Genomic DNA, 12443 nt, shown 5'->3' on the forward strand with positions numbered 1-12443 from the left:
CGTCTCAGATGCCGACCGCACATGAGCCCACTGTGCCATGCGTGGTGAGGGGAAACGCAGGCTCGCATCAGGCGGTGGTCACGTGCGTCGGCAGCCGCTGCCCGCCGCGGGCGGCCGGGCGGCGCCGGGCGGGGCCACCGAGGCGAAGGCCATGCGGAACAGGTCCCAGGCGCTCGCATCACCGACCGGTGTGCTGCCGCCCTGCGCGGCTCGCAGTCGCCGGTACGCCGGTTCGGTGAACGCGGTACCGGAGCGAGCCGGTTCGGAGCCGACCGGGATCATCTCCACGGACACCCCTTCCTTCCGTACGCGCCGTCCAGGGACCGACGGCCCCACACGGCGCGCGAGCGTGGTGCCGCCCGGCAAGGCCGGGACCAAGGGGTGTCCGACCATTCCCCGCCGGGCGCGCGACACGAATTATCAGACACCCTCTAGCCCGGACGGCCCTGACCCGAGCCCGCAGCCTGCCACCCCGGCACCCCTGCACGCGCCCCCGCCCCGCATACGCGCCGCACCGACTTCGACGCGACCACCCGAACGGCCCAACGCCCGGCGCGGCCGAGCCGCCCGGGTCGCCCCCGCGCTCCGGGCCTCTGAACCCCGTCGCCCCTCACCGGTCGGATGCCGGCCTCACTCAGTCGGTCCCTTGTCCCCCTCGCCCCTGCGCACCCCCGTCGGAACGGCCTCCCTCGCCCGGTCCAGTGCGTCCGCCGACGCCTGGCCTGCGGCGCGTACCCGGTTGCGGGCCGCGACGCCCAGCGTTGCCGCGCCCGTGGTGTAGGCGCAGGTCAGTACGGCTGACGCGCGGGCGCCCGGCAGGGCCGACTCCAGTGTCCGCAGGGCCGTCTCGTGGGCCGACCACAGGGCCAGCAGGCCGCAGACCCCGGCGGCGCCCAGCAGCGCGCCACCCGTTCCGATCCGGCGCAGCGCCGCCCTGACCTCGCTCTGCACCGCGAGTATCTCGTGGCGCGCGAGCTGCGCCGTGTCCTGGGCCAGCCGCGCCGCCGCGTCGCCCACTCGGCTCCTGCCCTCCGCCGGGTCGTCGCCTTGCATCCACATCGCTGCCGCCTCCGTCTCGTTCCGCATCGGGTTCCCGCCGAGGCCGACGGCCGTCAGTCATCTCCCCGCAGTACCCGCTCAGACCGTGCCGACACGACGACTCCCCGCCCCTCTCGACGCGCCACTCACCCATACGCGCTCAATACGCGCCTATCGCAATAAAAGGTGTGATCGTTGTAAACCACTGCAATACGCACAGCTGGTCAGTGAGGAGTTACGGTGAGCGACCCCTTGGGCGAAACCGTGAGCCTGCATTCCGCGGTCGAAGAGGCGTGCGCCGTGGCCGACGCCGTCCTCTACGAGGGATACCTGCTCTACCCGTACCGCCGCTCGTCGGCCAAGAACCGGGTGCGCTGGCAGTTCGGCGTCCTCGCCCCCCGCGCCTGGGCCGAGGCCCACGGCCCGGTGACGGCGGGCGTCTCGGGGTCCGTGGAGTCCTGGCAGCAGCAGACCGAGTGCCTGTTGCGCGCGCGACCCGGTGCCGTGGTGCGGGTGCGCGTGCGCTATCTGCAGATGCAGTACCGGGGCGTGGAGCGACGGGACGAGGACGGCCACTACACGCCCGTGGACTCACTGGAGACCGCCGGTACGGTCCATCTGTCCTTCGACGAGGCGATGCCGCGCGAGACCGACCTCACCGCTCCGCTCGCCGAACTCCTCGCTCACGACGCGGAGTTCGCCTTCGGTGCCCCCGGCGGCCATGAGACCGAGCCCCTGCCCGCAGACGCGGGGCGCCTGGTGCGCCACCGCTCCCCCGTCGAGGCGCGCACCACTTTGCACCTCGAACCCGTCCCCGGCGCCGACTCCTTGTACCGCCTGCGCGTCCGCACCGAGAACACCGGCCGTACGACGCCGCCCGACGCACCCCGCGACGAGGCCCTGCGGCACTCGCTCATCGCGGCGCACACGTTCGTCGGCGGTGAGGGGCTCGGCTTCTACTCCTCGATCGACCCGCCCGAGGACGTCGCGCCGCATGTGAGGGAGTGCCGCAATCTGCACACCTTCCCGGTGCTCGCAGGTCCGGAGGGGTCCGACTCGCTCGTCCTGTCGTCGCCGATCATCCTGCCCGACCACCCGCAGGTGGCTCCGGAGAGCCCCGGCGACCTGCACGACGCCGCGGAGATCGACGAGATCCTGACCCTGCGGACGCTGCTGCTCACGGACGACGAGAAACGCGAGGCACGCGCCACCGACCCGCGGGCCGCACGGATCCTCGACCGGGTGGAGACCATGCCGCCGGAGGTGCTCGCCCGGCTGCACGGCGCCATCCGCTCCCTCGCCCCCTCCCCGGCCCCGTCCCCCTCTTCCGCCTCCTAGCCGGCGGATCCGTCCCACGTCTGTGCCGCCACCGTCCCCGACCAGGAAGGCCGTAATGGACGCCATCGAGTTGCTGATGCACGACCACCGGATGGTCGAGCAGCTGTTCCGCGACTACCACGCCGCCGCCTCCGCAGCCCAGCGCCGGGCCGTGGTGGAAACCCTGGTCCGCGAGCTGTCCAAGCACGCGGCGCTCGAGGAGCTGATGGTCTACCCGCTGGCCAAGAAGGTCCTGTCGGACGGGGATCAGCGCATCCGCGAGCACCTGAGCGAGCACAGGGCGGTCAAGGAGACCCTCCTGGCCCTGGACAAGCAGTCCGGGGACGACGAGCGCACGAGCGAACTCATGGACGAGCTGCGCCGCGAGGTCGAGGAGCACATCCGCGAGGAGGAGGGCGAGCTGATGCCCCTGCTCCGCGACGCGGTCTCCGAGGAGGAGCTGTTGCGGCTCGGCAGACTCCTGGCCCGGTCCAAGCAGACCGCCCCGACCCGACCGCACCCCAACGCGCCCGACGAGCCTCCCGCCCTGGCCTTCGCCGGACCGGTGGCCGCGGCCTACGACCGCCTTAGGGACCGACTGCAAGGGAGGCCGAGGACATGACCGTCGAAAGCGGCACCACGGAGGTCAGCGAGCAGCCCACGAGGGCTGAACAGAGGAACGGCTTCGACGAGGTCCATATCCTGTGGATCTCCGAGGGCATGAGCTGTGACGGGGACACCGTCTCGATGACGGCGTCCGGCCAGCCGGCGATCGAGGACATCGTCGCCGGGCTGGTGCCGGGCCTGCCGAAGGTGAACCTGTACAACAAGGTGCTCTCCCCGAGCCTGGGCGGCGAGGACTTCCTCGCCCCCTTCCGCGCGGCGGCCCGCGGTGAACTGGCGCCGTTCATCCTCGTCATCGAGGGCTCGATCCCCAACCAGAACATCATCGAGGGCGACGGCTACTGGACGTCGTTCGGCAACGACCAGGACACCGGCGAACCGCTCACCCTCAACTGGTGGATCGACAACCTCGCGCCCAAGGCCTGGGCCGTCGTCGCCGCCGGCACCTGCGCGACGTACGGCGGGATCCACGCGATGGCGGGCAACCCCACGGGCTGCATGGGCCTCGCGGACTACCTGGGCTGGGACTTCAAGTCGCAGGGCGCGCTTCCGATCGTCAACGTGCCTGGCTGCCCGATCCAGCCGGAGAACTTCATGGAGACCCTCACCTGGGTGCTCTACCACGCGGCCGGGTCGGCGCCGCCGCCCCCGCTGGACCACATGCTGCGCCCGCAGTGGTTGTTCGGGAAGACGGTGCACGAGGGCTGCGACCGGGCCGCCTACTACGAGCAGGCCGACTTCGCCAAGGACTACAACTCCCCCAAGTGCCAGGTGAAGATCGGCTGCTGGGGCCCGGTCGTCAACTGCAACGTGCCCAAGCGCGGCTGGATGGCCGGCATCGGCGGCTGCCCGAACGTCGGGGGCATCTGCATCGGCTGCACGATGCCCGGGTTCCCGGACGCCTTCATGCCGTTCATGGACGAGCCGACGGGCGGCACCCTCTCGTCCGCCGTGATCAGGCCCTACGGGGCCGTGATCCGGCGGCTGCGCGGCATCACCAACATGGCCGTCAACCGCGAGCCCAAGTGGCGCCACAACAAGGACAAGTTGACGAGCGGCTACGACCCGTACTGGCGCCCCGACGGGCACCGGCGACAGCGAGAGAGAGCGAGGTAGGCACGGACATGACGGCAACCGAAGCGCGGGCCGCGGCGCGGAAGCCCGCGCAGATCGTGGACATGTCCTGGGACCCGATCACCCGGATCATCGGCAATCTCGGCATCTACACGAAGATCGACTTCGCGAACCGCGAGGTGGTGGAGTGCCACAGCACGTCCTCGCTCTTCAGGGGCTACTCCGTCTTCATGAAGGGCAAGGACCCCCGTGACGCGGGGTTCATCACCTCGCGCATCTGCGGGATCTGCGGTGACAACCACACGACGTGTTCCAACTACGCCCAGCAGATGGCCTACGGCGTCAAGCCGCCGCGGCTGGCGGAGACCATCGTCAACCTGGGCGAAGCAGCCGAGTACATGTTCGACCACACCATCTTTCAGGACAACCTGGTGTTCGTCGACTTCTGCGAGGCCATGGTCAAGGCCACCAACCCGACCCTCCTGGCCCGGGCCCAGCGCACGGAGGCCCGCAACGGCTACATCCACGGCTACCGGACCGTGGCCGACATCATGCGCGCCTTCAATCCGTTCGAGGGTGAGCTGTACAAGGAGGCGCTCAAGGTCAGCCGGATCACCCGGGAGATGTTCTGCCTGATGGAGGGGCGCCATGTGCACCCGTCCACGCTGTATCCGGGCGGGGTCGGCACCATGCCGCAGCCGACCACGTTCACCGACTACCTCTCCCGGCTGCTGCGGGTCCTGGACTTCATCAAGCAGGCCGTGTCGATGAACGACGACGTCTTCGACTTCTTCTACGATGCGCTGCCCGGCTACGAGGAGGTGGGCCGCCGCCGGATCCTGCTCGGCTGCTGGGGTGCCTGGCAGAACCCGGACGTCGTGGACTACCGCTACGAGACGATGAGCGACTGGGGCAAGGCGATGTTCGTCACCCCGGGCATCGTCGTGGACGGCAGTCTCGTCACCAACGACCTGGTCGACATCAACCTGGGCATGCGGATCCTGCTGGGCAGTTCGTACTACGAGGACTGGGTGAACGAGGAGCCGTTCGTCACCCACGACCCGCTCGGCAACGCCGTCGACATGCGCCACCCGTGGAACCAGACGACGGTGCCGGTGCCGCAGAAGCGCAACTTCGAGGGCAACTACAGCTGGGTGATGAGCCCGCGCTGGTACGACAAGAACAGCGCCCAGCACCTGGCGCTGGACACCGGTGGCGGTCCGCTGGCCCGGCTGTGGTCGACGGCGCTCAACGGGCTGGTCGACACGCCGTATGTGAAGGCCACCGGGCACAGCGTGCGCATCTCGCTGCCCAAGAGCGAGAAGCTGCCGGAGATGACGTTCGAGTGGAAGATCCCCCAGTGGAGCAACACGATCGAACGCGACCGGGCCCGGCCGTACTTCGTGGCGTACTCCGCCGCCATGGCCTTCTTCTTCCTGGAGCGGGCGATGGACCACGTCCGCAGCGGTGACACCAAGATCTTCGAGAACTACGAGGTGCCCGACGAGGCGATCGGCTGCGGCTTCCACGAGGCGGTGCGCGGTGTCCTCTCCCACCACCTGGTGATCAAGGACAAGAAGATCGCGAACTACCACCCCTACCCGCCGACTCCGTGGAACGCGAGCCCGCGGGACCACTACGGCACCCCCGGACCGTACGAGGACGCCGTGCAGGGCCAGCCGATCTTCGAAGAGAACGGCCCGGAGGACTTCAAGGGCGTCGACATCATGCGCACCGTCCGGAGCTTCGACCCCTGTCTGCCCTGCGGTGTGCACATGTACCTCGGCAAGGGCAACACGCTGACCAAGCTGCACTCGCCCATGTTCGGAGCGGCTCATGGATGACTCCGTGCGGCTCGACGAGGCGGCGGTCGTGGAACGGCTCTCCCGCCTCGACGGACTGCTCGAGCAGCTCGAAGGCGCTCCGGGCCCGATGGCCGGAACGGCGATCGAGGCGGTGCGGACCCTCACCGAGCTCTACGGCGAGGCCCTGGCCCGCGTCCTGGACGCCGCCGACCCAGCCCTGGCCGGCCGTATGGCCGCTGACGACCTCGTCGGTCACCTCCTGGTGCTGCACGACATCCACCCCGAGCCACCCGAGGTCCGGGCGGCCCGTGCCGTCGAGGGGGTGCGCCCGGCGCTGCGGGAGCGGGGCGGGGACGTGGAGCTGGCGGGCGTCGAGGAGGGGGTCGCCCGGGTGCGGCTGGCCGCGAAGGGGTGCGGATCGTCCTCGGCGGCGCTGGAGGAGGCGGTCCGCGAGGCCGTGCTCGCCCTGGCACCGGAACTCTCCGGCGTCGAACGGGCGCCGGGTGACGACGCCAGGCCCCCCGCCTTCGTCCCGGTCGACACGCTCACCGTGCGCACGGTGTCCGCCGGGGAGCGGTCGTGACCACCGGCGCGCTGGCCCGCGTCATCCGCTCGGCCGCCGGGCGGCGGCCGGACGCGGAGCCGTGCGACCTGTGCGGCGCCGACGTCGGGCCCGAGCACCGCCACCTGTACGACACTGGGCAGGAGGAGGTGCTGTGCGCGTGCCGGCCCTGCTCCCTGCTCTTCGTGGAGGAGGAGGCGAGCGAGGGGCGGTACCGTCTGGTGCCTCGGCGCCGGGTGCGACTGCCCGAGGTGGACACCCGGGAACTCGGCGTCCCGGTGGGGCTGGCGTTCTTCGTACGGCACTCGGACGGCACCGTGAGCGCGCACTACCCGAGCCCCGCGGGCGCCACCCGCTGGGAGGCGGACGCCGAGGCCTGGCGTGACGTGGTCGCCCGGTGTCCCCCGCTCGCCGGTCTCGCACCGGAGGTGGAGGCACTGCTGGTGAACACCGCACGCTCCGCGAAGCACCACTGGATCGTGCCCGTGGACGACTGCTTCCGAATGGTCGCGCTCGTCCGGCGGGAGTGGCGGGGCCTGTCCGGCGGCAGCCGGGTGTGGCCCGCCGTCGAGCGGTTCTTCGAGGAGCTGACCGAACAACCGCAGGACCCGGCAAGGAGCTGACGATGGGCATGATCCGAGTAGGCAGACCGCAGGTCAGAACCTATACGCCCCGGCACGTCACCGGGCTGCACCAGGGGAACAAGGGCCCCTACAACCGCCAGCCCGGACACCACAAGGACGGCACCGCAGACGCGCGGCGCTCGACCGGGATCCACTGGAAGAAGCACAACGCGATCATGAAGATGATGCCGAGTCTGTCACCGGGGTGAGGTTCGGCCACGGCCGCGCCCGACTCGGGCGCGGCCGCACACACGACGAGTGAGGAGTGCTGAAGATGACGGCCAGACGAGTGCTGATGGCGGAGGCGCTGATCGTGGGCGGCGTGGCGCTGACCCTGCTGGTGAGGGAGATGCCCGGAATCATGCGCGAGGTCAGGATCTGGCGGATGGTTGCCTTCCGGCACGGCTCCCGGCACGCCCGCTGAACCGTGGGCGTGCGGTGTGTCACCTGGCCGGAAAGCTCCGCTCGCCCGTAATGTCCGTTCCTGTTCACGCGTCCGGCGCGACACAACAGGAGCCCCATCCCATGACCACGCGGCAGTTCTTCGGGACGGTGTTCGCCCTAGAGTCCGCCCTCGCCGCGTTCGTGTTCGCCGTCGTCGCGCTGCTGGTGTTCCTCGCCGTGGTACGGCGCCGGGCGGGAGCCCGGCGCCGCCCGTCGCACCGACTCGAACACGCCCGACCCGAAGCCTTCTACGTCGCCGTGCTGGTCGCCGTGGCGGCCTTCCTGGTGGTCTACACGGCCCGGCAGAATCACGAAGAGCACCACGCGGCGGCGCACGGCGATCCGGTCGAGGTGACCGTCACGGCCTTCCAGTGGTGCTGGCGGTTCGACTACCCGCAGGCCAGGAAGCCGCTGCGGGTGAGTGCCGACTGCCGGGCGGGAAGGCAGCCGACTCTCGTGGTGCCGACGGGACGGCCGATCAGGTTCACGATGGCCTCACCGGACGTCATCCACTCGCTGTGGGTGCCCGATCTCCGCTACAAGCGGGACATCTTCCCGCACCACGTGAACACCGTCACCCTCACCGTGGACCGCGAGGGCCGCTGGGTCGGCCGGTGCGGGGAGTTCTGCGGCGACCGCCACCACACGATGGACTTCTGGCTCAAGGCGGTCTCCCCCGCGGCCTACGACAAGTGGCTGGCACAGCACGCGGGGGCGCCGGCGGGCGGTACGCCCGCATGACGACCGCTCAGGCGCCGGGCGGGTCCAAGGAGGTGGCGGCGGGAAACTGGCTCGGCTGGGCGACCAGCACCGACCACAAGCGGATCGGCCTGCTGACCGTCGCGACTTCGCTGGTGCTGCTGCTGGTGATGGGTGTCTTCGCTCTGATCATGCGCGGTCAGCTCGCCCGGCCGGAGCTGGACCTGGTGCTGCCGCACACCTACGACCAGCTGTTCACCCTGCACGGCTCGGGGATGATCTACCTGGTCATCACGCCGTTCGCACTCGGGATCGGTGTCTACCTGGTCCCGCTGCAGATCGGTGCCCCGGCCATCGCCGCGCCCCGCACCACGTTGCTCGGCTACTGGCTCTACGTGTGCGGGGCCGTCCTGGTGCTGGTCAGTCTCGCCGCCGCCAACGGCAGCGCGAGCTCGGGCTGGTTCTCGTATCCTCCGCTGGCCGACAGCGACTTCTCCCCCGGCGTGGGACCCGACCTGTGGATCGTCGGCGTGGTGCTCTCCACCACGGGCATGATCCTCATGGGCTGGACCTTGCTCTGGACGGCACTGCGCAAGCGGACCCAGGGGATGACCATGCTGCGGATGCCCGTCTTCACCTGGTCCATGGTCGCCAGCTGCCTGATGGTCATCGGCTCCTTCCCCTCGCTCCTGGCCGCGATGGCCCTGCTCGCCGCGGGCCGCGCCGACCCGTCCGTCTTCCACGCGAACGCGTGGAACATCGGCTACCAGCACCTGTTCTGGTTCTACGGCCACCCGGTCGTGTACGTGATGTTCTTCCCCTATCTCGGGGCGGTCGCCGAGGTACTGGCCGTCTTCTCCGGGCGTGCCTTCTTCGGCTACAAGGGCACGGTCCTGTCCCTGCTGGTGTTCGCCGCCCTGTCAATGAGTGTGTGGGCCCACCACATGTTCGCGACCGGGCAGGTTTCGAACGACTACTACTCCCTGACGTCGATCAGCCTGCTGGTCCCGGCGGGCGTGGAGTACTTCGCCATGATCGGCACGGTGCTCGGCGGCCGGCTGGTCTTCCGCACCCCGATGCTCTTCGCCCTCGCCTTCCTGCCGCAGTTCCTGATCGGGGGCCTGACCGGGATCATGGTCGGCACCCCGGTCCTCGACTACCACCTGACGGACAGCTACTTCGTGGTGGCCCATCTGCACTATGTGCTGTTCGCCGGCAGCGCCTTCGGGCTGTTCGCGGCCGTCTACTTCTGGTTCCCGAAGGCCACCGGTGTGGAGCTGGGCGAGCGCCTGGGCCGTCTGCACTTCGTGCTGCTGGTGATCGGCACCAACCTGACCTTCCTGCCGATGTTCGCCCTCGGTTACGAGGGCATGCCGCGCCGCGTCGTCAGCTACGCGCCCTTCGACGGATTCGGCCTGCTCAACCTGCTCGCCAGCTGCGGAGCGGCCGTGCTGGCGGCGGGCATGGTCGTGTTCGTCGTCAATGTGCTGTGGACGCTGCGCAAGCGCTCGCTGGGCCGCCATGTGCCCGCGCCGCCCGACCCGTGGGGTGCGGGCACCCTGGAATGGGCCACCTCCTCGCCCCCACCGGCCACGAACTTCACGCCGGAGTATCCGGTGCCGCCGGTGCACGGCCACGCCCCGCTGCTGACGCTGCGAGAGGGGCGGGGGAAGCCGGACGACCGGGCAGCGCTGTCCGGGAGCCGCGGGTGAAACGGCACGCGACGGCGGTCGTGGTGGCGGGATGGGGGCTGCTCAACGGCGTGCTGCTCGCCGTCCTCGCCGTCTACGGGGAGGCGAGCCTCGTCTACTGGCTGTGGGGCTCGGTGGTGGTGCTGCTCGAACTGGCCGCGCTGCTGGTGCTCGGCTCCTCGGAGGCCGGGCCGGAGCAGCACACCCGCTACCGGCTGCCCCGGGGCGGCGCGGCGGCGGTCCTGCCCGCGGCGGCGGGGATCACCCTGGGCGTGCTCTCCGCCGTGTACGGCCTGTGGCTGCTGGTCGTGGCCGTCCCGATGCTGGGGGTGGCCGCCGCCCTCGCCGTACGGGGCGCCTCCACCCCGGGCGAGGGATGAGGCGTGACCGGGCACGCGATGGCCGGGCACGTGTGGAGCATGGCGGTGACCGGGCTGTCGGTCTCCGCGCTGGTCCCGGCCGTCATCCGGGCCACCCGGCGGCATCCGCTCTGGTGGCGCCTGTCGCTGCCCGCAGGGGCCGCGCTGCCGTTCTTCCTCGTGCTGCACGCCGCGGCGACGCTCGCGCACACGGGGGCTGCCCGGCCTCCGGGGCCCATGACCTGGTGGGAGGCGGCCGTGGTGGTGGCGGCGCTGTGGTTCTGGCTGCCGGTCGTGGGGATCCGGCACCGTCTGACGGACCCCGGCAGGTGCCTTTACCTCTACCTGTCCATGCCGTTGCTCGACCTGCCCGCCGTGGGGCTGATCGCCGCGGGTGAGAACGCGGCCGGACTCACCATGGTGGTGTCCATGCTGCCGGTCGGCTTCGCGGCGCTGACGGTGACCTGGCGGTGGATCCACGCCGAGGAGGCCCGGGAGCTGCGGCGCACCGGCTGACCCCCGCGAGCCCTCAGGGGCCTCCTTGGGCGCTGTGGGCCTTCTCGGCCTCCTCCGGGTCGGCCGTCACGGCCCGTACCGCCCGCATCTGCCAGTCCCCGGCGGGCAGTTCGACGCGGTCGCCGAAGTACCAGGCGCTCAGCCGGTTGCGCACCCGGTGCCGGCGGAAGAGCCGCCACGCCTCCGCGCCGTGCGCCCTGGGGCGGGGGGTGTCGCGCACCAGGATCCGGTACGCCTCCTCGGCCGGGAGCGGTGTCCGGCCCTCGCGGTAGCCGCCCGCCGCGGTCCGCCGTACGTCCCCGGTGCCCCCTCCCTCCCGCAGCCTGCGCCGGTCCGCCGCCTGAAGCCCCAGGCACAGACGCCGCGTCGCCCAGTAGGCGAAGAGGGGCCCGGCGAACAGCAGGGTGCGGAAGGCGTACGTCAGGTACTCGACCGGAACGTGGAAGACGTACCCGAGCACGTCCTGGCCCCCGGCCATCAGCAGCACCGCGTAGACCGTCACACCCACCACACCGAGCGCCGTGCGCGTGGGCTGGTTGCGGGGCCGGTCGCACAGGTGGTGCTCGTGGGACGGTCCCGTCAGCCAGCGCTCGAACAGTGGATAGCAGTAGAGGACCCCGAACAGCACGGCGGGCAGCACCACCCCGGGCAGGAACACGTCCCAGGCGATCGTGTGGCCGGCGAAGTTCATCTCCCAGGCCGGCATCAGTCGCTGCGCGCCCTCCAAGTATCCGACGTACCAGTCGGGCTGCGAGTCCAGCGACACCTGGTCGGCGCGGTAGGGCCCGAAGGCCCAGATGGGGTTGATCTGGAACAGGGCCGCCATCAGGGTGAGGACACCGGCGACGGCGAAGAACAGACCCGCCGACTTGGCGGCGTACTGGGGGAACAGCGGCTTGCCGACCGCGTTGCGGTTGGTGTGGCCGGGCTCGGCCCACTGGGTGTGCTTGAGCTGCACCACGAGCCCGAGGTGCACCCGGACCAGGAGCAGCAGCAGGCCGGGGACCAGCAGGACGTGCGCGATGAACAGCCGGGAGATGATGGCGTGCCCCGGGTACTGGCCGTCGAAGACGAAGAAGCTCAGATAGGTGCCGACGACGGGGATCGACAGCACGATCCCCTGCGAGGTGCGCAGCCCCGTGCCGGAGAGCAGGTCGTCGGGGAGCGAGTAGCCGCAGAACCCTTCGAACAGGGCCAGCAGGAACAACGTCACCCCGATCATCCAGTTGACCTCCCGGGGGCGGCGGAAGGCGCCGGTGAAGAAGATGCGCAGCAGATGGCAGCCGATGGCGGCGACGAAGACGTCCGCTCCCCAGTGGTGGATCTGCCGGATGAGCAGCCCGCCCCGGACGTCGAAACTGATGTGGAGAGTCGAGATGTAGGCCTGGGAGGCCCGGGTGCCCCGCAGCGGGGCGTAGGAGCCGGTGTACGGGGTCTCGGTCATGTCCGGGTGGAAGTAGAGCGTGAGGTAGACCCCCGTCACGACCAGGACGAGCAGGCTGTACAGGGCGATCTCGCCGAGCAGGAAGGACCAGTGGTCGGGAAAGGCTTTGCGCAGGTACTCCCGTGCCGGCGTCCGCAGCGGCATGCGCCGGTCGAGCACCGACACCAGGCGCTCTCCGCGGCGCTCCGCCGCGCTGGACCGCTCATCCTCTGACGCCGGCACGCGCTCGTCCTCCCGGGGCAGCCGT

General features: G+C 70.6%; 15 protein-coding genes. 12 read left to right on the forward strand and 3 right to left on the reverse strand.

Annotated features, from left to right (window positions below):
- Nucleotides 1-78: 78 nt before the first annotated feature.
- Complete coding sequence (locus ACFYZE_RS27690) at nucleotides 79-288, reverse strand: hypothetical protein (protein WP_388999532.1); 210 nt, start codon at nucleotides 286-288, stop codon at nucleotides 79-81.
- Nucleotides 289-630: 342 nt separating this feature from the next.
- On the reverse strand, nucleotides 631-1086 hold the full coding sequence (locus tag ACFYZE_RS27695) for a phage holin family protein (protein WP_388999535.1): 456 nt from the start codon (nucleotides 1084-1086) through the stop codon (nucleotides 631-633).
- A gap of 192 nt (nucleotides 1087-1278) precedes the next feature.
- On the opposite strand from ACFYZE_RS27695, the gene ACFYZE_RS27700 reads away from it, so the two are divergent.
- The 12 genes from ACFYZE_RS27700 (at nucleotide 1279) to ACFYZE_RS27755 (ending at nucleotide 10752) form a co-directional block, all read left to right on the forward strand.
- Nucleotides 1279-2376, forward strand: a complete 1098-nt coding sequence (locus tag ACFYZE_RS27700) for a hypothetical protein (RefSeq protein ID WP_388999538.1) — start codon at nucleotides 1279-1281, stop codon at nucleotides 2374-2376.
- Between the two features lie 55 nt (nucleotides 2377-2431).
- Nucleotides 2432-2977: a hemerythrin domain-containing protein gene (locus ACFYZE_RS27705; protein WP_388999541.1), complete on the forward strand. Its 546-nt coding sequence runs from the start codon at nucleotides 2432-2434 to the stop codon at nucleotides 2975-2977.
- On the forward strand, nucleotides 2974-4095 hold the full coding sequence (locus tag ACFYZE_RS27710) for a hydrogenase expression protein HypE (RefSeq protein ID WP_388999544.1): 1122 nt from the start codon (nucleotides 2974-2976) through the stop codon (nucleotides 4093-4095). The genes ACFYZE_RS27705 and ACFYZE_RS27710 overlap by 4 nt, the downstream gene beginning before the upstream one ends.
- A gap of 8 nt (nucleotides 4096-4103) precedes the next feature.
- Entirely contained in the window at nucleotides 4104-5897 is a 1794-nt protein-coding gene (locus tag ACFYZE_RS27715; RefSeq protein WP_388999546.1) for a nickel-dependent hydrogenase large subunit, read from the forward strand.
- Nucleotides 5890-6441, forward strand: coding sequence for a NifU family protein (locus ACFYZE_RS27720; RefSeq protein ID WP_388999549.1), 552 nt, complete (start codon nucleotides 5890-5892; stop codon nucleotides 6439-6441). Before ACFYZE_RS27715 ends, ACFYZE_RS27720 begins: the two co-directional genes overlap by 8 nt.
- Nucleotides 6438-7043, forward strand: a complete 606-nt coding sequence (locus tag ACFYZE_RS27725; RefSeq protein ID WP_388999552.1) for a DUF5947 family protein — start codon at nucleotides 6438-6440, stop codon at nucleotides 7041-7043. Before ACFYZE_RS27720 ends, ACFYZE_RS27725 begins: the two co-directional genes overlap by 4 nt.
- A 2-nt stretch (nucleotides 7044-7045) precedes the next feature.
- Nucleotides 7046-7252: a hypothetical protein gene (locus ACFYZE_RS27730; RefSeq protein ID WP_388999555.1), complete on the forward strand. Its 207-nt coding sequence runs from the start codon at nucleotides 7046-7048 to the stop codon at nucleotides 7250-7252.
- Between the two features lie 65 nt (nucleotides 7253-7317).
- Nucleotides 7318-7467, forward strand: coding sequence for a hypothetical protein (locus tag ACFYZE_RS27735; protein ID WP_388999557.1), 150 nt, complete (start codon nucleotides 7318-7320; stop codon nucleotides 7465-7467).
- Between the two features lie 101 nt (nucleotides 7468-7568).
- Entirely contained in the window at nucleotides 7569-8228 is a 660-nt protein-coding gene (locus ACFYZE_RS27740) for a cytochrome c oxidase subunit II (RefSeq protein ID WP_388999560.1), read from the forward strand.
- Complete coding sequence (locus ACFYZE_RS27745; RefSeq protein ID WP_388999563.1) at nucleotides 8225-9898, forward strand: cbb3-type cytochrome c oxidase subunit I; 1674 nt, start codon at nucleotides 8225-8227, stop codon at nucleotides 9896-9898. The genes ACFYZE_RS27740 and ACFYZE_RS27745 overlap by 4 nt, the downstream gene beginning before the upstream one ends.
- Nucleotides 9895-10257 carry a hypothetical protein gene (locus ACFYZE_RS27750; protein WP_388999566.1) on the forward strand — a complete coding sequence of 121 codons (363 nt, stop codon included), beginning with the start codon at nucleotides 9895-9897 and terminating at the stop codon, nucleotides 10255-10257. The genes ACFYZE_RS27745 and ACFYZE_RS27750 overlap by 4 nt, the downstream gene beginning before the upstream one ends.
- Nucleotides 10258-10260: 3 nt before the next feature.
- Nucleotides 10261-10752: a hypothetical protein gene (locus tag ACFYZE_RS27755; RefSeq protein WP_388999569.1), complete on the forward strand. Its 492-nt coding sequence runs from the start codon at nucleotides 10261-10263 to the stop codon at nucleotides 10750-10752.
- 13 nt (nucleotides 10753-10765) lie between these two features.
- Here the strand turns inward: ACFYZE_RS27755 and ACFYZE_RS27760 are convergent, their stop codons facing one another.
- A complete protein-coding gene (locus ACFYZE_RS27760; RefSeq protein WP_388999769.1) occupies nucleotides 10766-12340 on the reverse strand; it encodes a cytochrome bc complex cytochrome b subunit in 1575 nt (524 codons plus the stop codon).
- Nucleotides 12341-12443 lie beyond the last annotated feature (103 nt).

Source organism: Streptomyces sp. NPDC001796, from assembly GCF_042892355.1.
Taxonomy (GTDB): domain Bacteria; phylum Actinomycetota; class Actinomycetes; order Streptomycetales; family Streptomycetaceae; genus Streptomyces.